Raw genomic sequence first — 24,694 nt, 5'->3', positions numbered from 1 at the left:
AAAGGAGGGAAGATTATGTCGGACACTGAAAACAAACTGAACATCACGCGCCGCGGAATGCTGGGGGCCACCGCCACCGGTGCCGTTCTGGCCGGGACCGGGCTCGGCTCGACCCTGATGACTGCGCGCGAAGCCAGCGCTGCCGCAAATGCGCATCTGGAGCCCGGCGAGTTGGACGAGTATTACGGCTTCTGGTCCTCGGGACAAACCGGTGAGCTGCGCATCCTGGGCGTACCCTCGATGCGCGAGCTGATGCGCGTGCCCGTGTTCAACCGCTGCTCGGCCACCGGCTGGGGTCAGACCAATGAATCACTGAAGGTTCTGACCGAAGGTCTGCTGCCTGAAACCAAAGAGTTTCTGGCCGCAAACGGCAAGGTCACCTATGACAATGGCGACCTGCACCACCCGCATATGTCGTTCACCGATGGCACCTATGACGGCCGCTATCTGTTCATGAACGACAAGGCCAATACCCGCGTCGCCCGCGTGCGCTGTGACGTGATGAAATGCGACAAGATCATCGAAATCCCGAACGCGCATGACATCCACGGGTTGCGCCCGCAGAAATACCCGCGCACCGGCTATGTCTTTGCCAATGGTGAGCACGAGGCCCCGCTGGTCAATGACGGCCAGATTCTGGACGATCCGTCCAAATACGTGAACATCTTCACCGCCATCGACGGTGACACAATGGAGATCGCGTGGCAGGTGATGGTGTCGGGCAACCTCGATAACACCGACTGTGACTATCAGGGCAAGTATGCGTTCTCGACCTCGTACAACTCGGAAATGGGTATGAACCTGGCCGAGATGACCGAGAATGAGCTGGACCATGTGGTCGTGTTCAACCTCAAAGGCATCGAAGAGGCCGTGGCTGCCGGGAACTATCAGGAGCTGAACGGTGTCAAGGTCGTGGATGGGCGCAAAGAGGCAGGTGGCAACCTGACCCGCTATATTCCGATCCCGAACTCGCCGCACGGTGTGAACGCCGCGCCCGACAAGAAACACATCATGATCAACGGCAAGCTGTCGCCGACCGTGTCCGTGATCGATGTCGAGAAAGTTGACGCGCTGTTTGCCGACAACGCTGATCCGCGTTCCGCTATCGTGGCTGAACCGCAGCTGGGTCTTGGTCCGCTTCACACTGCGTTTGACGGCAAGGGCAACGCCTACACCACCCTGTTCCTGGACAGCCAGGTGGTGAAATGGGACATCGCCAAAGCGATCGAGGCCTATGGTGGTGCCGATGTCGATCCGATCCTCGACAAGGTGGACGTGCAGTATCAGCCGGGTCACAACTCGACCTCGATGGGTGAGACCGCCGAAGCAGACGGCAAGTGGCTGATTTCGATGAACAAGTTCTCGAAAGACCGTTTCCTGAACGTCGGCCCCCTGAAGCCAGAGAATGAGCAGTTGATCGACATCTCGGGCGACAAGATGAAGGTGGTTCATGACGGCCCGACCTTTGCGGAACCGCATGACTCGATCCTTGTGCACCGGTCCAAGGTGAACCCGGTCAATGTCTGGGACCGCAACGATCCGATGTGGGAAGATGCGCGCAAACAGGCCGAGGCGGATGGCGTCGATCTGGATTATGGGGCCGAAGAACCCATCCGGGATGGCAACAAGGTTCGGGTCTATATGACCTCGGTCGCGCCTGTGTTCAGCATGGAGAAGTTCACCGTCAAGCAGGGCGATGAAGTCACTGTCTACGTCACCAATCTGGATGACGTGGATGATGTGACCCACGGCTTCTGCCTGTCGAACTTCGGCATCGCGATGGAGGTTGCACCGCAGGCCACTGCCTCGGTCACGTTCATCGCTGACCGTCCGGGCGTGCACTGGTTCTATTGCCAGTGGTTCTGCCACGCGCTGCACATGGAAATGCGCGGCCGGATGTTTGTTGAGCCGCGGAGCGCATAATCATGCGTTGGTCCCTGCTCATTCCGCTCCTGCTCGGATCGCCCCTTTGGGCGGAAGACTGGGATGTGCCCAACCGGGCGGGGGCCATCAACGAGATACTGGCGCAGGCGGCGGATGGGGACACCCTCCGCCTGAGCCCCGGTGTTTATACCGAACACCTCGTGCTGGACCGGCCCGTCACGATTGACGGGCTGGGACAGGCTACGATTGACGGACAGGGTGAGGGCAGCGTCATTACGGTGACCGGGCCAGGCGTGATCGTACGCGGGCTGACGGTGATCGGATCAGGCGACAGCCATGACGGGATCGACAGCGGTATCCAGCTGACCAAGACGGCCACCGCGCCGTTGATCGAGGATAATGTGCTGCTGGGCAATCTTTACGGCATCGACATCCACGGGGCCAAGGACAGTATCGTCCGGGGCAACCGGATCGAAGGACGGCAAGACCAGCGCATGAACGAGCGCGGAAATGGCGTCTATGTCTGGAACGCGCCGGGTGCGATGGTTGAAGGCAATGACATCCGCTATGGGCGCGACGGGATCTTTGTGAACTCGTCCAAGAAGAACACCTTCACCGGCAACCTGTTCCGCGATCTGCGCTTTGCGGTGCATTATATGTATGCCGACAATTCTGTGGTCAGCAACAATGTCTCGATCGGCAACGATCTGGGCTATGCGGTGATGTTCACCTCGAATGTCAAAGTCACCGATAATGTCTCGATTGATGACCGCGAGCATGGCGTGATGCTGAACTATGCTAACAAGAGCGTCATCACCGGCAATGTGGTGAAAGGTGCGAAAGAGAAGTGCACCTTCCTTTATAATTCGAACAAGAACGAATTCACTGACAACTGGTTTGAAGGCTGCGGCATCGGCATCCACTTTACCGCAGGCAGTGAACGCAACCGGATCGTCGGCAATGCCTTTGTCGGCAACCGGACGCAGGTGAAATATGTCTCGACCAAATGGGTCGAGTGGTCAGAAGACGGGCGCGGAAACTATTGGTCCGATTTCGCCGCCTATGATGTGGATGGCAACGGCGTGGCCGATGCCCCTTATCGCCCCAATGATTCAATGGACCATGTGCTGTGGACCCAACCCGCAGCCAAATTGCTGCTCGGCTCGCCTGCCGTGCAGCTGGTGCGCTGGTCGCAATCGGCCTTCCCGGCGCTGTTGCCGGGCGGTGTGATGGACAGCAACCCCTTGATGCAAGCCCCTGAACCCCCAGCTATGAAAAAGGTGCCTCATGACGGATAAGGCCCTGACGATAAACCAAGTCTGCAAGGACCGTGGCAAGACCCGCGTTCTTGACGATATCACCCTGTCCCTTGCCCCCGGCCAGCGCGTTGCGCTGCTGGGCCACAACGGTGCGGGCAAGTCGACGCTGATCAAATCCATCCTTGGCCTCACGCCGATCCAAGGCGGTGCCATTCGGGTCGGGGACGCCACCCCCGGCAGTGCACAGGCGCGGCGCGAGACGGCCTATCTGCCCGAGGCCGTGTCGTTTCACCCGGCCCTGACCGGTCGCGAACAACTGACCCTGTTCGCGCAGCTTTCGGACGCGAAGGCGGATGTGCCCGGTCTGCTGGAGCGGGTCGGCCTGAGCGACGCGCTGGACCGCCGGATCGGGGCCTATTCCAAAGGGATGCGGCAACGTCTGGGTCTGGCGCAGGTGCTGTTGGGGCAGCCGAAGGTCGCGCTGCTGGATGAGCCGACATCTGGTCTGGACCCGATCTCGCGGCAGGATTTGTATGCCATCATTGACGAATTGGCCGCGCAAGGCACCGCCGTTCTGATCGCGTCCCACGCGCTGACCGAAGTTGAGGCCCGCACCGACGGCATCGCCATCATGCGCAAGGGTCGGATGGTGGCCGATGACACGTTGACCAACCTGTCGGCGCTGGCCGGTCTGCCGATCCGCCTGAAGGTGCGCGCCAGTGCCAACCCTGACGCCTTGGCCGCCGAACTGGGCGGCAACCGGATCAACGGCGCCTCAGTGGAACTGCTCTGTACCCCCGAAGACAAGATGGAGGCCCTGCGCCGGATCGCCGGGTTGGGCGACGCGGTGGCGGATGTGGAAATGACCCCACCCAAGCTGGAAGACCTTTACCGCCATTACGCACAGGAGGAGAGACTATGACCCGCTTCCTCGCCATCACCCGCACAGAAATGCTGATCCTGCGCCGCAACCGCTGGCTGATGGTCGCAACGTTGATCATGGTGCTGTTCGCCCTGGCGCTGACCTTTGCGGGTAGCGCCCCGACCGGCACGCTGGGGGTCGATATGCTGACCGTCTCGGTCGCGTCGATGACCACTCTGTCGGTCTATCTTGCGCCCTTGCTGGCGCTGATGATTTCTTTTGATGCCATCGCAGGCGACGTGGACCGGGGCAGCCTGTCGCTGTTGCTGTCCTACCCTGCGGGGCGCGGAGAAATCCTGCTGGGCAAGTTCACCGCCCACCTCGCCGCTTTGGCCTTCGCCATGACCGTCGGCTTTGGCAGCGCAGGTGCTGTGGCGGCCTTCTTTGGCGGCGCGGGGCCCGAAAGCCTGATGGCTCTGGCGCGCCTGATCCTCACATCCATCCTGCTGGGCGCTGTCTTTCTGGCGCTGGGATACCTGCTGTCCGCTTTGGCAAAGGGGGCCACGGCGGCGGCGGGCCTGTCGGCCGGGCTGTGGCTGGTTTTTGTCGTCCTCTATGATCTGGGCCTGTTGGGGGCCGTCGTCATGGACAAGGGCGGCACCTTCACCCAATCCGTCTTTCCATGGGTGATGGTCGCCAACCCGGCCGACGCATTCCGTCTGTGGAACATCGCCGCAACCGAGGGCGTCGCCATGGCCTCGGGCATGACCGGGGCCGCACAGGCCCTGCCCGTTTGGGCCGCGCCTGCCTCACTTCTGATCTGGCCGGTGCTGGCCTTCACGCTCGCCCGCGCCGCATTCCGGAGGGTTGAACCATGAAGCGCCTGTGCCTGATTGCCCTGATCGCCCTGACCGCGTGCAAGGAAGAGGTGGCCGAGGCCCCCGACCCGGTGGACCTGACGCCCGACGCGCTGAGCTTTTTCTGCCAGATGAACATCGCCGAACATGGCGGACCCAAGGGGCAGATCCACCTTGAAGGCTACCCTGCCCCGCTGTTCTTTGCGCAGGTGCGCGACATGGTGGCCTATCTCAAAAGCCCCGAGCGGGACGCCAAAATCACCGCCGTTTATGTCAGTGACATGAGTGTCGCGCCCAGCTGGCGGCAGCCGGGTATCGCGAACTGGATTGCAGCCGACGGCGCGACCTTTGTGGTCGGAGCCAATGTGGCGGGTGGCATGGGCGCGCGCGAAGTGGTGCCCTTTGGGGATCCGATGGCCGCCGAAGCGTTCATCAATGACTATGGCGGAACGGCGCTGCCCCTGTCCGACATTCCCGACACCGAGGTCCTTGGTCCCGTCGATCTGGACCTGCAGTTGGAGACACCCGCATGACCCGTTACTCTCGCCGCCGTTTCCTGAGCATTTCGGCTGCTTGCATGTCCTTTCCGGCGGCGGTGTCCGCAGCCGGATCTTCCGCCCGGTGGACAGGAACCGCGTTGGGTGCACCTGCCAGTATGCAGTTAAATGGGCTGAGCGATGCAGAAGCCGCCCCCATTTTCGACGCGGTCACCGCCGAGGTTTCGCGTCTGGAAAACATATTCAGCCTGTACCGCCCTGACTCTGAGCTGTGCCGCCTGAACCGAACGGGCCACTTGTCGGCCCCCTCAGCCGAGCTTTTGCAACTCCTGAGTCTGTGCAGTGCCCTGCATGCGGCATCGGGGGGCGCTTTCGATCCCACTATTCAGCCGCTTTGGATGGCTTTGGCCAATCCTGCGGATGCCTCTGCCCGGGACATGGCGTCGGCTGTTATCGGCTGGGACAACCTTTCCGTGGGAACAAATGAAATCCGCTTGCCGGTTCCGGGCGTGTCTGCCCTGACGTTGAACGGGGTGGCCCAGGGTGAGGTGACGGATCGCATTTCCCGGTTGCTCAGGTCTTTTGGTCTTCGGAATGTGCTGGTCGATATGGGAGAAATCCGGGCCGACGGCCGGCGCGGCGATGGTCATGCCTGGCAGGTTGGGCTGGCGTCGGCGGATGGGACCATAGAAAACCGGATCAGTCTGAGGGATCGCGCCTTGGCGACCTCGTCCCCGGCGGCGATGACTCTGCCGGGTGGACAGGGGCACATCCTGAACCCGATCGGGCAGCGCGTGTTTCACAGCACCGTGTCAGTGTCCGCCCCCAGCGCCGCCGTGGCCGATGGGCTTTCGACGGCTTTATGCGCCATCCCCCGACACAGAATCGCCGAGACCATGTCCCGTTTCCCTGCTGCCCGGATCGAGATGCTCATGTGACCCACAGGGAAGACGTCAAGGTTTTCAGAATGACCAATACTTAAGCGCTCTACACATGACTTAGGTCAATTTTTGACCATCGATTGTTCGATAGGGTGCTGGGAAAGACAAGACTCAAGATCAACAGCGGACCGCAAGCCAATGAATAAGCTAGCAAGCCGACGCGCTTTTCTGCGGGGACGAGCCCTGCGGGAAAACCCGGACGCGATCAGACCCCCCGGCGCCGCGCTGGCCGCGTTCCACGAGCTATGCACCCAATGCAATGACTGCGCTGCTGCCTGCCCCGAAAACATCATCACGTTCGACGCGCAGGGATGGCCGGTCGTTGACCTGACCGCCTCTGCTTGCACGTTTTGTGCCAAATGCGCCGATGCCTGCCCGACCGGGGCGCTGCAGCCCGAACGGGTGGCCGATTGGCCCTGGCGCGCCAGTGTCATGGCAAGCTGTCTGTCCCTGAACGGGGTCAGCTGCCGGGTGTGCCAGGATAGCTGCGACAACAACGCCATCCGTTTCAAGCCCCAATTGGGTGGCCGGTCCGAGCCCGTTCTCGACCAGCTGACCTGCAGCGGTTGCGGCGCATGTGCCAGCGCCTGCCCGGCCAGCGCCGTCAGTTTTACGCGTATCGACCCCCAGCCCACGGAGAGCCCGCAATGAACATCTGTGGATGCCTTGTCCATGTGACGCCCGACACCACCCAGGCCGCACAGGCCGCCATGGGGGGCGTCGACGGCGTCGAAATCCACGCGGCCGCCGAAGATGGCCGCATCGTCATTGTGGTCGAGGACACGCCGGAAAAACTGGCCTCTGAGACGATCATGGATCTGCACCAGATCCCGGGCGTGATCTCTCTGTCCCTGACCTATCACCATTTCGAAGACCTCGCGGAGACCCGTCCGCATCTTAACGCTTCCCGCCAGACCTAACGCCGGAGACCCATGTCATGACCATCTCTGAATCCCGCCGGACATTCCTGAAATCAACCGCTGCTGCCGCGACGGCTTCGGCTGCCGGCATCCCGCTGGTTAGCGGGCAAGCCGCCGCGCAGATCGGCAACCCCGACATCCGCTGGGACAAGGCGGCCTGCCGGTTCTGCGGTACCGGCTGCTCGGTTCTGATCGGCACCAAGGAAGGCCGCGTCGTGGCCACGCAAGGCGACCCGGACGCGCCGGTGAACCGCGGCCTGAACTGCATCAAGGGCTATTTCCTGTCCAAGATCATGTATGGCAAAGACCGTCTGACCACGCCCATGCTGCGCAAGACCAACGGCGAATATGACAAGAACGGCGAATTCGAACCGGTCAGCTGGGACGAAGCCTTTGACGTCATGGCCGCCAAGTGGAAGGAAGCTTTGGCCAAGAAAGGCCCCACCAGCATCGGTATGTTCGGTTCGGGCCAGTGGACCGTCTGGGAAGGCTATGCCGCCGCCAAGATGATGAAAGCAGGCTTCCGGTCGAACAACATCGATCCCAACGCGCGGCACTGTATGGCGTCCGCCGTGGTGGGCTTTATCCGCACCTTCGGCATTGATGAACCGATGGGCTGCTATGACGATCTGGAGCACGCGGATACCTTCGTGCTCTGGGGCTCGAACATGGCCGAGATGCACCCGATCCTGTGGTCGCGCCTGACCGATACGCGCCTGACCAAACCGGGCTGCGAAGTGCATGTGCTGTCGACTTATGAGCACCGCTCGTTCGAGCTGGCCGATAATGGCATGGTCTTTGCCCCGCAAACCGATCTGGCGATCCTGAACTATATCGCCAACTACATCATCCAGAACGGTGCCGTGAACGAAGAGTTCGTCAAGAACCACGTCAACATCACCAAGACCGCCACCGATATCGGCTATGGCCTACGCGACAATCACCCGCTGCAGGAAGCCGCCGAAAACCCCAATGTCGGCAAGATGGAACCGATCAGCTTCGAGGAATATGCCGAGGCGGTCTCGAAATACACGCTGGAATATACGGCGGAATTGTCCGGCGTGCCTGCCGACAAGCTCGAACGTCTGGCCAAGCAATACGCCGACCCGAACCGCAAGGTCATGAGCTTATGGACCATGGGCTTTAACCAGCACACACGCGGGTCGTGGGTGAACTCGCTGATGTATAACGTACACCTGCTGGTGGGTAAGATCTCGGAACCCGGCAATTCGCCGTTTTCGCTGACCGGTCAGCCCTCGGCCTGTGGGACAGCGCGTGAGGTCGGCACCTTTGCCCACCGTCTGCCCGCCGACATGGTGGTAATGAACGACAAGCACCGCGAGATTTGCGAGAAAGCCTGGAACGTGCCTGCAGGCACCATTCCCGCGAAACCCGGCTTCCACGCCGTGTTGCAGCACCGCAAGCTGAAAGACGGCGATCTGAATGCCTATTGGGTGCAGTGCACCAACAACATGCAGGCCGCGCCAAATATCAACGAAGAAGGCTATCCCGGCTACCGCAACCCGGAAAACTTCATTGCCGTTTCGGACCCCTATCCGACCGTCACCGCGCTGTCGGCTGACCTGATCCTTCCCACCGCCATGTGGGTCGAAAAAGAAGGCGCCTATGGCAACGCCGAGCGCCGCACCCAGTTCTGGCGTCAGCAGGTCAAGGCACCGGGCGAGGCCAAGTCGGATGTCTGGCAGGTCATGGAATTCTCGAAACGCTTCACCGTCGAAGAGGTCTGGGGCGAGGAACTGCTGGCCACCATGCCGGAACACCGCGGCAAGACCATGTATGACGTGTTGTTTGCCAACGGTGTGGTCGACAAATACCCGCTGTCGGAAACCGCCGAGGGGTTCGACAACGACGAATCCGAGCATTTTGGCTATTACGTCCAGAAAGGCCTGTTCGAAGAATATGCCGAATTCGGCCGTGGCCACGCGCACGATCTGGCCCCGTTCGAGGTCTACCACCAGGCCCGCGGCCTGCGCTGGCCGGTCGTGGACGGCAAGGAAACGCTCTATCGTTTCCGCGAAGGCTATGACCCCTATGTGCCCGAAGGTGCGGGCGTGAAGTTCTATGGCAAGAAGGACGGCAAGGCGAACATCATCTTTGCGCCGTATGAACCGGCTGCCGAGGAACCGGATGATGAGTTCAACCTGTGGCTCTGCACCGGTCGTGTGCTGGAACACTGGCACTCGGGTTCTATGACCCGCCGGGTCCCGGAACTGCACCGCGCGTATCCCACAGCCGTGGTTTACATGCACCCCGAAGACGCGCGCGAGCGTGGTCTGCGCCGCGGTCAGGAGATCGTGCTGTCCACCCGTCGGGGCGAGGTGAACAGCCGGGTCGAAACCCGGGGCCGCAACAAGGTGCCACGCGGTCTGGTCTTTATGCCGTGGTTCGACGAAGGCCAGCTGACCAACAAGCTGACGCTGGATGCGACCTGTCCGCTGTCGAAAGAGACCGACTTCAAGAAATGCGCCTGCAAGGTCGAGCGCGCGTAACAGGCAAGCAAGGCAAAGGTTGTCCCCATGTCTTCCGCAGGCAAACCCCTTTCGCCGCAACGCCGCCGGTTCCTACAGGACTCGGCGCGCGCTGCGGGCGGCTGCGTCGCAGCCGGGTCCTTGTTGGCCTGGCTGGCGAGGGACGCACGGGCGCTGCCTGCCGAAGCCTTGCGGCCCCCCGGAGCCCTGCCTGAAAAAGACTTCCTGTCCGCCTGCATCCGCTGTGGTCTGTGCGCACGGGAATGTCCCTATGACACGCTGAAACTGGCCGAACTGGGTGTCGATGCGGTTGCCACCGGCACCCCCTATTTCACCGCCCGCGATGTGCCGTGTGAAATGTGCGACGACATCCCTTGTGTTGCCGCCTGCCCCACCGGGGCACTGGACCCGGGTTTGGACAATATCGACGATGCCGAAATGGGCGTCGCGGTGCTGGTCGATCAGGAAAACTGCCTGAACTTCCTCGGTCTGCGCTGCGATGTCTGCTACCGCGTCTGCCCCGTCATTGACGAGGCGATCACGCTGGAAACCGAACACAACGCCCGATCCGGCCACCATGCGGTGTTTATCCCGACCGTTCACGCCGACCGCTGTACCGGCTGCGGCATGTGCGAAAAAAGCTGCGTTCTGCCCGAAGCAGCCATCAAGGTTCTGCCTGCGCGGCTGGCGCGTGGCTCCAGCGCCGATCACTACCGCCGGGGCTGGGAAGAAAAAGAGGCCAAGGGCGCTCCGGTCGTCGAAGGCATTATCGACCTGCCCGACCGTCTGCCGGGGCCCGGAACCGACAATCTGGTTGCGCCAGGAGGGTTCGAGCCCACATTCAAACTGCCGGGGGTGACACAATGACCGCCCGCACGCATATGCCGTTGGGACAAGAGGCCATCGCCACCAAAGGCTGGCTGGGGGCCCATAAATACCTGCTGCTGCGCCGTGCCAGCCAGCTGTTCTTTCTGGTCCTGTTCCTGCTGGGACCGTGGTTCGGCATCTGGCTCGTGCAAGGTACGCTGGCTGGGTCTCTGACGCTGGGTGTGCTGCCCCTGACCGACCCGTTCGTGTTCCTGCAAAGCCTGATCGCCGGGCACTGGCCTGAACTGACCGCCGCCATCGGCGCGGCCATCGTACTGGTCGCCTATGCGCTGATCGGCGGGCGTGTTTACTGTTCGTGGGTGTGCCCGATCAACCCGGTCACTGACGCAGCGCATTGGCTACACCGCAAGCTGGGTCTGCAAAAAGGCTGGCAGCCCAAACGTGCCACACGCCTTTGGATCATGGTTACGGTCCTGATCGTCTCGGGCCTGACCGGCGCGATCGCATGGGAATTGGTCAATCCGATCACCATGCTGCATCGCGGTCTGATCTTTGGCATGGGCTTCGTCTGGGCCATGGTCGGTGCGATCTTTCTGTTCGACCTGCTGGTGTCACGTCACGGTTGGTGCGGCCATGTCTGCCCGGTGGGCGCGTTTTATGGGTTGGTGGGCAGCAAAGCGATGCTGCGCGTCAGCGCGCCCAACCGCACTGCCTGCGACGATTGCATGGATTGCTTTGCAGTCTGCCCCGAAAACCACGTGATCTCACCCGCGCTCAGGGGCAAGGGGGACAGCACCCCGCTGATCCTGTCGCCCGACTGTACCAATTGCGGCCGCTGCATCGATGTCTGCGCCGTCGACGTTTTCACCTTTACTCACCGGTTCGACGACCAAGTCGCCGCACCTTCCGATCCCGCGCCCGCGCCACAGCCGCGCGCAGCCAGACCTATCTAAGGGAGTGCCCAGATGAACAAGCCAATCCTGACAGGCGTCGCCGCCCTGATCCCCGTCATACTTCTGAGCGGGTTCGCCCTTGCCCAATCAGCCCAGGTGGAAACCCTGCGCGGGGCCGAAGTGGACGAGCTTATCCCGTTGGACGATGTCCATAAAACCGTCGAGGGACGCATGGTGCGCAACTACCGCCAACAGCCGCCATTGATCCCGCATTCGGTCGAACAATATCAGATCGATCTGCGCACCAATCAATGCCTGTCCTGTCATGACTGGACCAAGGCGGGTGAACGCAATGCACCGACCCTGTCGATGACCCACTATCTGGACCGCGAAGGCCGCGAACTGGATCAAATCGCAGGCACCCGGTATTTCTGCAATCAGTGCCATGTTCCTCAGGCCGATGCGCCGGCCCTGATCGAGAACCTGTTCGAATCCTCTGGCAACTAATCCATCGCAAGTCTGAAAGGAGCACCGACATGGCCGACTCCCCCGAAAAACGCGGCTGGATTGGTCGCATCTGGAACGCCTTCTGGACCCCGGCGGTCCTGTTCAGTTCCGGGTTCCTGATATTGGCCGGGTTTCTGGCAGGCATCCTGTTCTGGGGTGGGTTCCACTGGACGCTGGAGCTGACCAATAACGAAGAATTCTGCGTGTCCTGCCATACGATGGAAACCAACCTGGGCGAGTATCGCGAGACGATCCACTACAACAATCACTCGGGCGTGCGCGCAATCTGTTCGGACTGCCACGTCCCGGATGAGTGGAACCACAAGATCAAGGCCAAGATCATGGCCGTGAAGGACGTTTATCACGAACTGGCAGGCACCATCAGCACCCCCGAGAAATACGAAGACCATCGCCTAACCATGGCCTCGGCCGTATGGAAAAAGATGAAGGCATCCGACAGCCGGGAATGCCGCAACTGTCACAACTTTGACTACATGGACTTTACGCTTCAGGAAAACCGCGCCGCATCGGAACACCAGCGTGCGATCGATACCGGCATGACCTGCATCGACTGTCACCAGGGTATCGCCCACAGCCTGCCGCCCGGATATCAGGAGGAATACCAAAAGATATCTGACGCGTTAGAGGGCGAAGTTCTGCAGAAAACCGCAGCTGCCTCTGGCGATGATATCCGTACATTCCTGAACAACAGCTCTGATTAAGATTGGGTAGGAAAGATGCTGGAAATACTTGGAACCATCGGCGGCAATATCCTCAGTCTGCCGGGCATTCTCGGACTGGCCCTGGGCATGATGACCCGGAAAATCTGGCTGGGGGCTGTAATGGGGGGTCTGGTCGGCGTATTTGAAACTCTGGTCTTCGCAGGTTGGAGCTTTGCCAATGTCGAAGTGACTGAGCTGATCATCGCAGTGATCGTCGGGCTCTGCGCAGGCAGCCTGGGCAGCGCCATCCGGATCAAAGGCACAGCTGAGGCGATCTGACCCGTCCTTAATCCAGCGGATGCCGGAAGGCCGTGTCGGCTTTCCGACATCCGCCATTGGTTTTGCCGTTGTTTTCTTTGACGTTTAAGGCCAGCCAGAGGTTGCTGTGTCCAGGCCGCCAGCTTTGCCTGCCAGGACCGATGCGGCTGAAGCGAAATATCTGAATGCCGGCATGGGGCTGATCCGTCGTTTGATGAAACAGTGATCCTGCACAACGATCTCTTGTCGATCGCTCGGCAAAGACAAATACGTACGCATCTCGAATTCACTCATGGTTCACCCCTTCGCCACGCCCGGTTTAAAGAACGCACCCTATACCGCTTTCAATATGCCCTTAATTCTTAGATGCCCACAGACTAGCGGCGACTTTTCTCGAGGGAGCGATCCGCGCCAATACAGTTCCTCCAAGCGCGCTGCGCCCTCTGAAGCTCGGACTTCCAACCTTATTCGCTGTCTTGGAAGGTTTAGCATTTCGAATAGAGCAGCGACGCCTCGGTGCGCCGACCACCACGATTGTTTTGGCAACACTCGATCCGTCTTGGCTGGTTGAGATTGAAATCATCGCCATGTTCTAAGACTTCACAAATGCGAACGTTCGCGCGGGCTTTGCCTAGGTAACGTCACGCGCCAGACGCAGGCCCAGCATTTGCCAGCGTTGATGGGGATAGAAGAACGTGCGATAGGTCGGGCGCATTTGTTCACGGGGGGTCGCGCAAGAGCCGCCGCGCAGAACACGTTGATTGACCATGAATTTCCCGTTGTATTCGCCAAGCGCACCTTCGGGCGGGCGGAAACCCGGATAAGGCGCGAAATCTGATGCCGTCCATTCCCAGACATCGCCCCAGACGCCGGACCCCGGCAAGGGTCGCAGTATTCCGGTCGCATCGGCATCGCCCATCAGATTCCCCGCGATCGGCACATCGCGAAACGCCAGCTCATGTTCCGCCTCAGTTGGTAGGCGCGCGCCGGCCCAGCGGGCAAAAGCGTCTGCCTCGTAATAGCTGACATGTACAACCGGCGCGTCCAAAGCGACAGGTTGCGGGCCGCGCAGGGTAAATGTCCACCACTCCCCGTCCTGCTGCCACCAGTACAGGGGATGGGTCCAGCCCTCTCGCATAGCGACCGCGTGACCCTCCATCAACCAGTGTCGCGTGTCGTCATACCCGCCGTCTTCCATGAACGCGATCCAGTCGCGGTTGGTCACGGGGCGGTCGGCAATCTCATAGGGACGCAGGTACAGTTTGTGCCTCGGCCCCTCGCAATCATAGGCAAAGCCGCGACCGTCGTGGCCGATTTCGACCAACCCGCCCGGATGTCGTGAAAAACTCAGGGCCACTTCTTCGGTCACCGGCAGCGGTTCGGGGTCTTTGTAGGTCGGCAGCAGCGGGTTATAGCTGAGACCGTGCAGCAAATCCGTGACCAGAAGCTCTTGATGCTGCATCTCGTGGTGACAGCCAAGCTCAACCAGAGCTGCAATGTCATCTGCATCGTCCCGCGTCTGCGCCATGAGACTGGCCAGACTGTCTTCGACATGAGCGCGATAGGCCCGCACCGCATCGCCTCCGGGGCGTGAGACCAGACCGCGTTTGTTGCGCGCGTGGCGCGGACCGGCCTGCGTGTAATACGAGTTGAACAGGAAGGCGAACCGCTCATCAGGCGAAGCATAGCCCGGCACCCGCGGCTTGAGGATGAATTCCTCGAAGAACCACGTCGTGTGCGCAAGATGCCATTTCGCGGGCGAGGCCTCCTCCATACTCTGCAGCATCGTGTCTTCGGGGCTGAGCGGTGCAACCAGCGCATCGGTGCGGGCCCGCGTCCGTGTGAACAGGTTCAGGGCTTTGGACGGGGACAGAGGGGCGAGTTCTGCGCTCATGTGGGGCACTCCGGGTCGCTGCTTGATTCGCTCATAGACGCATAGCTTTGTAACAGCGTCCATGACACGTGGTGCGCGTGTCGGGTCAAAGCTGCGTGATATTGGGCAAAGTCACGGCCTGCACGGGTTATGTTCCCTTTGGACTTATTAGGGTGTAACCAGAAATCTTAAACTGTTCCAATGGTATACCGGCTATGTGTCTTTGCTCTCAAACTTGGATTTTTTGCGATGGAACAGGTGCGCCATGACCCGCACACATGGCACGGATCAGGTTCCCAACCACTGGGTGCGGGCGATGATGGACCTGCCCCATCTGTCAGATCATGCAAATGACGCGTTAGAGGCGGCGGGGCTGTCGCGCGATGCTTTGCGGGATGCCGGTGCGCTTATCCCGCGCAGGTCCGAAACTGAGTTACTGAACCACTTGTCTGACCGCATGAAGACACCGTTTGCGGGGGCCGAGATCGGTGTCGCGCTGAACCCGCGAAACAGCGCGTTGTTGACGTATATCCTGTTCAACTCGACCACACTTTTGGATGCGTTGCACCATATACGGCGCTTTACACCGATCACCCGCCCTCGCGCGCGGATCGCGCTTGTGGACGGTAAGGACCACGTGGATTTCGTCGTTGACGGCGTAGGGTCCGAGCTTCGCCTTGATACTCATCTGATTGAGTTTTCTCTGGCCGCCCTGCTGGGGGCATTTCGTGCCGCCACCGGAGAGGTGCAACTGACGTCGCGCATTGGTTTGGCCAACCCGCGCCGCAGTGGCCAGCGGGAACTGAGCGCTATCTATGACTGTCCGGTTGAACTGAACGCGCAAAGCAGTTTTCTGCGCTTTCCGCGCTCCCGACTCTCTTTGCCGGTTCTGAATGCGGATGCGGGCTTGTTGGACCACCTAACACGGTATGGTGAGGTTTTGCTGGCAAAGGCCAGTCAGGATCCAAGTTCACTGTCAGATTCGATACAACGCCACTTGCTGCACGGTATGGCAGACGGGCGGCCACAGCTGTCTGAAACGGCTTCTGCATTTGGAATGTCGGAACGGACCTTGAATCGCCGCCTTCGTGAGGAAGGCACAAGTTTTCGAGACCTGGTGGCAGCAACTCAACTTAGACTTGCAAAAGCCTTTCTAAGTGACCCCAACCTGTCGCTGGCGGAAACCGCCCATCTGTGCGGGTTCTCTGACCAAAGCAGCTTTACACAAGCCTATCGCAGATGGACAGGGCGAACCCCCAAGGTAGACAGAAACTTGCTGATACAAGAAGAAAATTTGCGGTAAATTGCCGATGGCGGCTTTGCTAAAACAATTGGCCGCCCGACAACATGATTTGTGTGCTTCAGTAGATAGTTGCGCGCCTACCACGCGTGAACCACTCAACCCCTAACTGAAAGCTCACTCACAATGTCAAACGGGACTTTTACCGATTTTCTATCGGCGCTGCTGGCGTTCGAATCCGGCTGGGACCGGGATCGCTACGATTCAGGCGTCATTCAGGACTGGCAGTTGAACAGCTGGGCCGGCGGCACCGTGACCGATTTCTTCCCCGACTACAGCAGTTGGGGGGACCTATCAGACGATGAATGGCAGACGATGGCCTATCGCTCGATGAACTCGTTGGGGTTTGTTGGGTTCCAATTTGGTGAGGCGCTGTTGATTGATCTGGGCTACTACGACGACGATCAGTTTTATGGCAACGGGGCCGCAACCAATACCTGGGATGGGACCTGGACCGGCAAGAACGGCGTCACCTCATTGGAAGAGTTCATGACTGAGGGCGCCCAGACCATCGCCATTCAAGAGGCGTTTGGCCTGAACCTTCAAATCATTCAGGAAGGGCTGGAAAACGCGGGACAAAGTCTGGAAGATTTTATCGGCCAGACCACCACCTATACCGATACATCCGGCAACAGTGTCACGGTCGAGTTGACACTGACCGGAATTCTGGCCGCTGCCCATTTGCGGGGTGCTTATGGGACTCTGAATCTGTTGCTTGGCGGCGCTGTATCCACCGACGAATACGGAACATCAATCCTGCAATACATCGATCAGTTCGGCGGTTATGACAGCGCCGGGGTCGATGAGATGATTGCCTTTTTCAACGACCGCAAAACCGGTGACGAAGGTCTGGGAACGCCCGGCGACAGCGGTTCCGGCCCTGATACACCCGGTGGGGATACCGGAACTGCGGATGTGGACAAGGACAGCGCCGATGTGGTGCTGACGTGGTCCTACGGGTCCGACACTCAGATAACCGATTTCGATCCCGCTGCTGATACGATCTTTGTCGACTGGATCTCGGCCGCCGATCTTGAGATCAGCGAACACGGCGGATCGGTCGTGTTCACCATCCCCTCGAACCAGCAAACGCTGACTTTGGTGGGTGTGACGCTGGCCGAGCTGACTGCGGGTAATTTCACGATACTGGACGCCACAGCCGCCGAGGAAATCCTGAGCCTGATCGGAGGTGACGCCCCTGCCCCATCACCAGACCCTGACCCCGCACCTGATCCCGATCCAACGCCCGACCCTGATCCGAACCCAACGCCAGAGCCGACCCCGCCGTCGCACGGATCGGGGGATGCGTTCGACAACCCTGCCATCACCAGGGAAAACGCCGATGTCGTGGTGACATGGGCCTGGGGCAGCAACACTGTCATCAGTGATTTCGACCCGGCAAGTGATACGATTTTCATCGACTGGATCGGGGCTGACGCGCTGGAGATCACCGAAATTGACGGGTCTGTGGTTGTCGCGGTTCCGTCCAACAATCAGACAATCACGCTAAACGGCGTGACTCTGGCCATGCTGGAAGGCGGGAGCATTCACGCCCAGGACGCAACGGCTCGGGATGAGTTGGCTAGCTTGATCAACAACGATACCGGTGGTCACGACACGGGTGATGGTCATCAGGGCGGCAGCCATCAGCATATGCATGTCGTTATCGACTATGACAGCCCCGCTCAGGTTATCGACGGGTTCAGCCCCGCCCTGGGCGATGTGATCGAGATCGGCCCGGACGTGGCCGCCAGCGACTTCCGGATTTTCGAAGAATCCGGCGACGCGCTTGGGATGACGGTTCGGATCAGCATCACCTCGGACGGGGTGACCACCCAGATTGTGTTCACAGGTGTGGGGCTAGATGATCTGACGGTTGGTAATTTCTCGGTTGATGATCAGGCCGTATTGAACGAAATCGCCAGCGTTCTTGGCCAGAACATCTCGGCCCCGACCGGCGATGGTTATACGCTCAGCTACGATGCCGACGGCTCCAACCCGGCAGAGGTAACGGGTTCATCCGATGCAGGCGGGCGTGTCTTCCGCGCCGACAGCAATGCGGATGACATTACCGATTTCGACCCGGCCGTGGATCAGCTGGATTTCGGCGGAACCTCGGTTCACGGGATGATCGTGACCAAGTCCCTGTCCGGTGAGATCGTGATCGACAGCCCATGGTCGGATGCGGCGCAGATCGTGCAGGGCGTCAGCTATCAGGATGTGACCATCGCATCCTTTGGCGTAGTCGGGAATGAGCACCTGCGTCAGGATCTGGGGGGCGTTGTGTCCTGGGAACAGGGCATTGGGCCGCGCGATGCGGACACTGTCTATATCCGCAGCCATGAATATGGCCGGTCCGAAGTGATCGACGATTTCGACCCCAGCACAATGAAGATCAGCTTTTTGTTTTTCGGCACGCGGGAACGTCTGTCGGTCGAAGATACGGATGCGGGTCTTGTCATCTCTTCGCTGCCCAGCGGGCAGAGCTTTACCTTCACTGGCGTCACCAAGGCCGATCTGATCCCCGGTCTGGTCGAGTTTCATTTCGATCAGGTGATGGAAGACAACCTGGAAACACCTTTCGGCTTTGACCAGAACGACGTCACGCTGGTGGATCGCTCAGACCTGCTGACCCCTGAGGCTCCGGCAGGGGCGACCACGGATGGTCATCAGACCAGAACCGGAGACATGACCGGATCGGACAGCGACCCCACTGCCCCCGATATAGATGTGGATCAGGGCACGCCAAACGATCCCGTTCAAGACGGTGCCGTAACGCTGGCCGATGGTCCGGATGTTGTCGACATCACTTGGAACTGGGGGGCCAAAACAGTGGTTAAGGGGTTTGACCCGGACGAAGACAGTTTTGATTTCAACAACCTGCCTGCGGATTTGGTCGATATCCGCGAAGTGGACGGTAATCTGGAAATCGAGGTTCTCAACAATGGCGGCAATGTCACCACCTTTGTGGGTCTACAGGCCGAGGACCTGACCCGCGACAACTTTGAGGTCGCACCCAACAATCCTCTGCTGGAGGATGACAGTTTGCTGTTTACGCAATTGACCGATATCGGTTTCGACCCCCTGGCGTAACAGCAAAAGGCGGGGGCGTTACCGGCCCCCGCCGCTTTTTCAGCGCTCTGCCGTATTCACGAAGATCGAATAGACCGAGGTGGTTGCAGTGATGAACAATACGTTGCCGCGTTCGCCGCCGAAGGTCAGGTTTGCCACCCGTTCGGGCACCAGAATTTTGCCCAGCAGATCGCCCGAAGGCAAGAACACGTGCACCCCGTCCCCCGCAGAACACCAGATGTTGTCATGGCGATCCACCCGCAGCCCGTCGGGCAGGCCATTGTCGATTCTGGCAAAGTCGCGCCCGTTGGTCACGCTGCCGCCCGGCAAGACATCAAACACCTTCAGGATCGACGGCACCGAGGCGTCATGGCTGCTGCCGGATTCCGCGATGTAAAGCCGGGATTCATTCTTGGAAAAGGCCAACCCATTGGGCTGCACAAACCCGTCTGCTGCTTTGGTCACAGACAAATCCGCAGGGTCGACGCGGTATACGTAGTTTCCGTCTTGCTCAGGATCGGCCTTGTGCCCCTCAAGGTCCGAAAGAATTCCATAGGTAGGATCGGAAAACCAAACGGACCCGTCCGAATGCACCACAACATCATTGGGTGAGTTCAGGCGTTTTCCCTGATGCGCATCGGCCAAAACGGTGCGGCTGCCATCATGTTCGGTGCGCACGACTGACCGGGTGCCGTGCTGACAGGTCACCAGACGGCCCTGCGGGTCGCGGGTATTGCCATTGGCATAGTTGGACGCGGTGCGGAACATGCTGGTTCCTCCGTCGGGTGTCCAGCGGCAGATACGCTCATTGGGAATGTCCGAGAACAGCAGGGTGTTATGGGCAGGAAACCACACCGGCCCCTCGGTCCACGCATGCCCGGTTGAAATGCGCGACAGTGCCAGATTGGCGTGGATCAGATCGCCGAATTCGGGGCGGATCACATCGTAAAGCTGAGCTTGGGTCATGCGCCATATCCTTTGCGATTGGCCAGTGTGACAACGCCAACGATCACCAGACCGGTCAAAATAAGCCGTATGCCTGCGCCCAACCCATATGAGTTCAGCATCGACACGATCAGGAACATGAACAGCGCAGCCCCCCAGATGCCCGGCACGTTTGAATTGCCTCCGCCGATCGATGACCCTCCGATCACGACCACGGCGATGGACATCAGCATGTATTCGGTGCCCATGTTCAGGTTGGCCCCACCCGAAAAGCTGGCCAGCAGGAACCCGGCCAGCGCGGCGCAGACGGCCGAGTTTACATAGACCGCAAAGCGCACCGCGTTGACAGGAACGCCGCTCAGCCGGGCGGCGCGCAGGTTCTGGCCGATGGCGGAAATCCAGCGCCCGGCGATGGCACGTTCCAGCAACAGCCACGCCAACACCGCCAGCGCGATCCCGACCAGCGCCACGTTTGGTACGCCCAGCGTTCCGCCGGTAGCAAAATCGGCCAAAGGCTCGGGCGGTTTGATCCGCAGGCCCCGGTTCGACCAGATTGCCAGCGATTGATAGATGAAAGACGCTGACAGGGTGGCGATGATCGGCGGGATGCGCAGCAGCAGGATCAGCGCGAAGTTCAGTACTCCGCAGCCGATCCCAACGCCGATGGCAACCAGCAGCCCCGGCAGGATCAGCCCCGTTTGGGTATCCATGAATTTCAGTGCCAGCGTGGCGGCCAGTGTCATCGAAGCGGGGATCGACAGGTCGACATTCCCGGGGCCAAGGGTGATCACCAGCATCTGACCGATTCCGACAATGGCCGAGAAAGACGCGAAGGTCAGCGCTGCATAAAGCAGCGATCCCGCCCCCGATCCGGCCAGCATCGAAGTTGCGCCAAAGGTCAGTGCTGCAGCCACATATGCCCAGAGCCAGGGCTTGCGCAGAACCTCTCGCACGGGGCCAGGGCGCGTTTCCATCGTGGTTGTTTCATCGGTCATGCGGTTGCCCCCCTGCGCACGAACAGCAGCCGGACGGCCAGCACGAGGATTAGGATCGCGCCCTGTGCACCGATCTGCCAATCTGGCGACAGGCGCAGAAAGGACAGAAAGCTTGCAGCCAGTGTCAGCGTCAGCGCCCCGACCACCGCCCCGAAGGGTGAGATACGGCCGCCGACAAACTCTCCGCCCCCAAGAATTACCCCGGCAATCGACAACAGCGTATAACGCAGCGCGATATTGGCATCCGCAGCCGTTGTCAGCCCGACCAGAGACATGCCCGCAAGCACGCCGAACAACCCGGCAAGCCCATAGGCCCCGGCGCGCAGTTTGACGACGGACCAGCCTGCTCGCTCCATCGCGCGTTCGTTGCCACCGACGCCTTGCAGGATCACGCCCACCCAGGATCGCTTGATCAGCAGGTGAACCACAAAGGCAATGACCAGCGGCGCGATAACGGCAATGGGCACCAGAGGCGTCTTGAGGCTCATCAGCGTTTTCAGCCACTCGGGCGAGGCCCCACCGGGCGAGGGCAGGATCAGCACTGCAAGTCCGCCCCAGACAAAGGACATGCCCAGCGTGACAACAATGGCAGGCAGGCCGCGCAGTTGGATCAGTGCGCCCAAGCCCGCATAGGCCAGAATGGCGGCGGCAAGGATGGCATAGCCCAACAGCGGCGTGTCATGCACAAAGGTGGCGGTGACACAGGCGCAGAAACTGACGAAGGTGCCAATCGACAGGTCGATATCGTTGACCATGATGATCATCATCTGAGCAATCGTTGCGAGGGCCACGGGAATTGCCAGATTGAACAGCAGGTTCAGGCCAAAATAGCTCATCGCGCGGGGCTGCAGGTAAAACACGGCCCCCAGCAAGACCGCCAGCGACAGAACCGGCAGCAAAAGACGCATACGGTCGGCGGTCATTCGGCGGCCTCCTGCATTTCGAACGAGGCGCGCAGGATATTTTCCTCGGAAATCTCGTCACCGGTCAGTTCCGCCGCGATCTCGCCCGCGCGGAACACAAAGACCCGGTCGCATTCCAGAATCTCATCCGTCTCGGTCGAGTACCACAGAAAGCTGCGCCCTTTGGCGGCCTCATCCTGAATCATCTGATAGACTTCTTTCTTGGTGCCCACATCCACGCCGCGCATCGGGTCATCCATCACCACAATCGGCGCGCTTGAGGCCAGCGCACGGGCAAACAGAACCTTTTGCTGATTGCCGCCCGACAGCGAAAGGATCGGGTTCAGAAGGTTATCGGTGCGAATGCCGATCCGCTCTTTCCAGCTTTGCACCAACCCGGCCTCATTGCCGCGATCCACCATGATCTTGCGGCTGAACTCGGGCAGCGTGGTCAATGACAGGTTCCGCAGGATCGACCAGAGAGGCATCACCCCGTCGCGCGAGCGGTCACCGGCGACAAAAACCACCTCGGGCTGTTTCGACGTCTTCCAGACCGAGGAATGGTCAAAGAAAATCTGCGCCAGGGCTTCGGCCTGCCCGTGCCCGGCCAACCCGGCCAGCCCCACGATCTCACCCTTGCGGGCATTCAGGCCGTTCCGGGCCCGGATCACCTCATCCCCCAAAGGACGGTTTGCGCGCGCCTGTTCGGCCTCTGCGTGATCGGGCGCGACATGGCCCATCGCATCGACGATGCTGCTGCGGGTAAAGGCATGGGCTGCTTGGTCATCCACGATCTGACCGTCTTTCATGATGACGATCCGCGTCGCGACCTCAAAAATCTCACCCATCATGTGCGAAATGAACAAAACGGCCCCGCCCGAGGCACAGAACCGTTTGATATGATCCAGCAACTGCTGAGCGATGGCCGCATCCAGTGAGGATGTCGGCTCATCCAGAATAACAAGGCTGGGTTCGCGGTCGCGTTCGGCAAAGGCAATCGCAATCTCGACCATCTGCCGTTCGGCGATGGTCAGGTCACCCACGGTTGCATGTGCGCGGATGCCATGGCCCGGAAAGACCAGATCCAGCGCGGCGATAATTCTTTGTTGCGCCACACGGCGCCAGCCCTTGCGAGGCATGTTGCGATAGGGAATGCGCAGGTTTTCCAACACGGTCAGGTTGGGGCACAGGGACAGTTCCTGAAACACGCTGCGAACCCCGGCGTTCTGGGCGTTCTGGCTGTTTCTCAGGGCCGCGTCTCCGTCTCGATACGCCACCGACCCGCCGGTCTGTGTCAGCCGCCCGTTGATCACATTCGCCAGTGTCGACTTGCCAGCCCCGTTATGGCCCACCAGCCCGACGCATTCGCCCGCGCCCACCGAAATGGACGCGGCGCGCAGCGCGTGGACGGGGCCAAAGGACATGTTGGCCCCGTCCAGCGTGACAACCGGCGCATCTGGTGCGCCGGGTATCGATTGGGTTTCGGTCATGGATTACTGAGCCGCCGAGATAACAGCCTTTGCCTCTTCCAATGTGTATTCCACATTGGCGACCGAGCCTTTGGGCGTGGTCTTCAGCGCTTCGTCCAGCTCATCCTGATTGATGGTCAGGAAGGGGACGGTCAGATCCTTGGGAACATCAGCCCCATCCAGAACCTGCTGCGCGACCCAGAAGGCCAGCGTGCTCACACCCGGGGCAATCGACAGCGAAGTCGTCTCATAACCGTTTGCGTCTTTTTCCTCGGCCCACCATTGTAGTTCGTCCTGACGGTTGCCCATAACGATGGTCGGCATTGACCGGTCGGTTGCTCCGATGGCTTGCGCGGCACCGTATCCGTCACCGCCCTGTGTCACGACGCCCACGATTTCAGGCAGGCTGGGCAGGATACCCGCAACCGCCTTTTGCGCCACGTCCTGCGCCCAGTCACCATGGACGGAACCAACGATTTCAAAATTGCTGTTGGCGACCTCATCATGAATGCCCGCGCTGATCTCATCATCCACGAACACGCCCGCCAATCCGCGGATTTCCAACAGGTTACCGCCATCCGGATACCGCTCGGCCAGGTATTTTACCTGCTCGCGGCCCATCTGCTGAAAGTCGACCGCGATGCGCCATGCGCAGGGTTCCTGCACGATGCCGTCAAAGGAAACGACGGTAATGCCTGCATCACAGGCCGCCTTGACCGCGCCGTTGATGGCCGTGGGTGAGGCCGCGTTGATGACGATGGCGTCATAGCCCTGCAGGATCATGTTCTGAATCTGCGCCGCCTGTTCGGTGGCCTGGTTTTCCGAGGTCGTGAACGCATCCGCCGCAGCAACGACGCCGTCGGCAACAGCTGCGTCCCCGTTCTTTTGCCAGCTTTCCAGCATCGCCTGACGCCACGAGTTTCCGGCATAGTTGTTCGACAGAGCAATGCGTTTGTCCGACGTATCCGCCGCGACGGTAGATGCAGCAAGTACGGTGGTCCCGGCAACGGCGCCGAGCAATATGGCCTTCAGTGTCATCTTTTCCTCCCTGAGCGGCCCAACCGCCGCACAAATTGCGCCCGCCTCCTCAAGCTGGCTGCGCAAGGATTCAACGGGCGGGGCAATTGTGTAAGAGTAAGACGCGCGCAAAGCTTGCGGGTTCCCGCAAATTCGCTGCGGCAATCCGCATGACACGCCCCTGCCCCGGCGATATAGTCACCT

General features: G+C 60.3%; 22 protein-coding genes and 1 pseudogene. 16 read left to right on the top strand and 7 right to left on the bottom strand.

Annotated elements, in window-relative coordinates:
- Nucleotides 1-15 precede the first annotated feature (15 nt).
- From nosZ to ACR0J5_RS15115, 14 genes are all read left to right on the top strand, one after another.
- Nucleotides 16-1,923 carry a TAT-dependent nitrous-oxide reductase gene (nosZ, locus tag ACR0J5_RS15180; RefSeq protein WP_480654785.1) on the top strand — a complete coding sequence of 636 codons (1,908 nt, stop codon included), beginning with the start codon at nucleotides 16-18 and terminating at the stop codon, nucleotides 1,921-1,923.
- A 2-nt stretch (nucleotides 1,924-1,925) separates the two neighbouring features.
- On the top strand, nucleotides 1,926-3,182 hold the full coding sequence (locus ACR0J5_RS15175) for a nitrous oxide reductase family maturation protein NosD (RefSeq protein ID WP_480654783.1): 1,257 nt from the start codon (nucleotides 1,926-1,928) through the stop codon (nucleotides 3,180-3,182).
- Nucleotides 3,172-4,065, top strand: coding sequence for an ABC transporter ATP-binding protein (locus tag ACR0J5_RS15170; RefSeq protein WP_480654781.1), 894 nt, complete (start codon nucleotides 3,172-3,174; stop codon nucleotides 4,063-4,065). The genes ACR0J5_RS15175 and ACR0J5_RS15170 overlap by 11 nt, the downstream gene beginning before the upstream one ends.
- On the top strand, nucleotides 4,062-4,883 hold the full coding sequence (locus tag ACR0J5_RS15165; protein WP_480654779.1) for an ABC transporter permease: 822 nt from the start codon (nucleotides 4,062-4,064) through the stop codon (nucleotides 4,881-4,883). The genes ACR0J5_RS15170 and ACR0J5_RS15165 overlap by 4 nt, the downstream gene beginning before the upstream one ends.
- On the top strand, nucleotides 4,880-5,395 hold the full coding sequence (locus ACR0J5_RS15160; RefSeq protein ID WP_480654777.1) for a nitrous oxide reductase accessory protein NosL: 516 nt from the start codon (nucleotides 4,880-4,882) through the stop codon (nucleotides 5,393-5,395). Before ACR0J5_RS15165 ends, ACR0J5_RS15160 begins: the two co-directional genes overlap by 4 nt.
- Complete coding sequence (locus ACR0J5_RS15155) at nucleotides 5,392-6,297, top strand: FAD:protein FMN transferase (protein ID WP_480654775.1); 906 nt, start codon at nucleotides 5,392-5,394, stop codon at nucleotides 6,295-6,297. The genes ACR0J5_RS15160 and ACR0J5_RS15155 overlap by 4 nt, the downstream gene beginning before the upstream one ends.
- Nucleotides 6,298-6,438: 141 nt before the next feature.
- The gene (gene napF, locus ACR0J5_RS15150) at nucleotides 6,439-6,951 is read left to right on the top strand and encodes a ferredoxin-type protein NapF (protein WP_480654773.1); all 513 of its coding nucleotides are present in this window, start codon (nucleotides 6,439-6,441) and stop codon (nucleotides 6,949-6,951) included.
- Nucleotides 6,948-7,220 (top strand): chaperone NapD, encoded by a 273-nt coding sequence (locus ACR0J5_RS15145; RefSeq protein ID WP_480654771.1) that lies wholly within the window; start codon nucleotides 6,948-6,950, stop codon nucleotides 7,218-7,220. Before napF ends, ACR0J5_RS15145 begins: the two co-directional genes overlap by 4 nt.
- A gap of 17 nt (nucleotides 7,221-7,237) precedes the next feature.
- Nucleotides 7,238-9,730 carry a nitrate reductase catalytic subunit NapA gene (gene napA, locus ACR0J5_RS15140; protein ID WP_480654769.1) on the top strand — a complete coding sequence of 831 codons (2,493 nt, stop codon included), beginning with the start codon at nucleotides 7,238-7,240 and terminating at the stop codon, nucleotides 9,728-9,730.
- Nucleotides 9,731-9,757: 27 nt separating this feature from the next.
- Nucleotides 9,758-10,576, top strand: coding sequence for a ferredoxin-type protein NapG (gene napG, locus ACR0J5_RS15135; protein WP_480654767.1), 819 nt, complete (start codon nucleotides 9,758-9,760; stop codon nucleotides 10,574-10,576).
- Nucleotides 10,573-11,490, top strand: a complete 918-nt coding sequence (gene napH / locus ACR0J5_RS15130) for a quinol dehydrogenase ferredoxin subunit NapH (protein WP_480654765.1) — start codon at nucleotides 10,573-10,575, stop codon at nucleotides 11,488-11,490. Before napG ends, napH begins: the two co-directional genes overlap by 4 nt.
- A gap of 12 nt (nucleotides 11,491-11,502) precedes the next feature.
- Nucleotides 11,503-11,937: a nitrate reductase cytochrome c-type subunit gene (locus ACR0J5_RS15125; protein ID WP_480654763.1), complete on the top strand. Its 435-nt coding sequence runs from the start codon at nucleotides 11,503-11,505 to the stop codon at nucleotides 11,935-11,937.
- 29 nt (nucleotides 11,938-11,966) lie between these two features.
- A complete protein-coding gene (locus tag ACR0J5_RS15120; RefSeq protein ID WP_480654761.1) occupies nucleotides 11,967-12,659 on the top strand; it encodes a NapC/NirT family cytochrome c in 693 nt (230 codons plus the stop codon).
- 15 nt (nucleotides 12,660-12,674) lie between these two features.
- On the top strand, nucleotides 12,675-12,938 hold the full coding sequence (locus ACR0J5_RS15115) for a hypothetical protein (protein ID WP_480654759.1): 264 nt from the start codon (nucleotides 12,675-12,677) through the stop codon (nucleotides 12,936-12,938).
- Nucleotides 12,939-13,064: 126 nt separating this feature from the next.
- Here the strand turns inward: ACR0J5_RS15115 and ACR0J5_RS15110 are convergent.
- Together ACR0J5_RS15110 and egtB are read right to left on the bottom strand one after the other, a co-directional pair.
- A pseudogene (locus tag ACR0J5_RS15110) lies at nucleotides 13,065-13,157 on the bottom strand (IS6 family transposase); the annotation flags it as partial.
- Nucleotides 13,158-13,548: 391 nt separating this feature from the next.
- Nucleotides 13,549-14,820 (bottom strand): ergothioneine biosynthesis protein EgtB, encoded by a 1,272-nt coding sequence (gene egtB, locus ACR0J5_RS15105; RefSeq protein WP_480655227.1) that lies wholly within the window; start codon nucleotides 14,818-14,820, stop codon nucleotides 13,549-13,551.
- 235 nt (nucleotides 14,821-15,055) lie between these two features.
- Here egtB and ACR0J5_RS15100 point away from each other — a divergent pair, with 235 nt between their 5' ends.
- Nucleotides 15,056-16,093 (top strand): helix-turn-helix transcriptional regulator, encoded by a 1,038-nt coding sequence (locus ACR0J5_RS15100; protein WP_480654757.1) that lies wholly within the window; start codon nucleotides 15,056-15,058, stop codon nucleotides 16,091-16,093.
- Nucleotides 16,094-16,216: 123 nt separating this feature from the next.
- On the top strand, nucleotides 16,217-19,183 hold the full coding sequence (locus ACR0J5_RS15095; protein ID WP_480654755.1) for a hypothetical protein: 2,967 nt from the start codon (nucleotides 16,217-16,219) through the stop codon (nucleotides 19,181-19,183).
- A 39-nt stretch (nucleotides 19,184-19,222) separates the two neighbouring features.
- On the opposite strand, the gene ACR0J5_RS15090 is transcribed toward ACR0J5_RS15095, so the two are convergent.
- Genes ACR0J5_RS15090 through ACR0J5_RS15070 form a run of 5 tightly spaced genes read right to left on the bottom strand, consistent with a single transcriptional unit; the run spans nucleotide 19,223 to nucleotide 24,511 of the window.
- A complete protein-coding gene (locus ACR0J5_RS15090; RefSeq protein WP_480654753.1) occupies nucleotides 19,223-20,128 on the bottom strand; it encodes an SMP-30/gluconolactonase/LRE family protein in 906 nt (301 codons plus the stop codon).
- A complete protein-coding gene (locus ACR0J5_RS15085; protein WP_480654751.1) occupies nucleotides 20,125-21,102 on the bottom strand; it encodes an ABC transporter permease in 978 nt (325 codons plus the stop codon). The genes ACR0J5_RS15090 and ACR0J5_RS15085 overlap by 4 nt, the downstream gene beginning before the upstream one ends.
- A complete protein-coding gene (locus ACR0J5_RS15080; protein WP_480654749.1) occupies nucleotides 21,099-22,025 on the bottom strand; it encodes an ABC transporter permease in 927 nt (308 codons plus the stop codon). Before ACR0J5_RS15080 ends, ACR0J5_RS15085 begins: the two co-directional genes overlap by 4 nt.
- Nucleotides 22,022-23,494 carry a sugar ABC transporter ATP-binding protein gene (locus ACR0J5_RS15075; RefSeq protein WP_480654747.1) on the bottom strand — a complete coding sequence of 491 codons (1,473 nt, stop codon included), beginning with the start codon at nucleotides 23,492-23,494 and terminating at the stop codon, nucleotides 22,022-22,024. The genes ACR0J5_RS15080 and ACR0J5_RS15075 overlap by 4 nt, the downstream gene beginning before the upstream one ends.
- A gap of 3 nt (nucleotides 23,495-23,497) precedes the next feature.
- A complete protein-coding gene (locus ACR0J5_RS15070; RefSeq protein WP_480654745.1) occupies nucleotides 23,498-24,511 on the bottom strand; it encodes a substrate-binding domain-containing protein in 1,014 nt (337 codons plus the stop codon).
- Nucleotides 24,512-24,694: the final 183 nt, after the last annotated feature.

It is taken from the genome of Ruegeria sp. BE1, from assembly GCF_056538885.1.
This window is presented reverse-complemented; position numbering and strand designations above follow the sequence as displayed.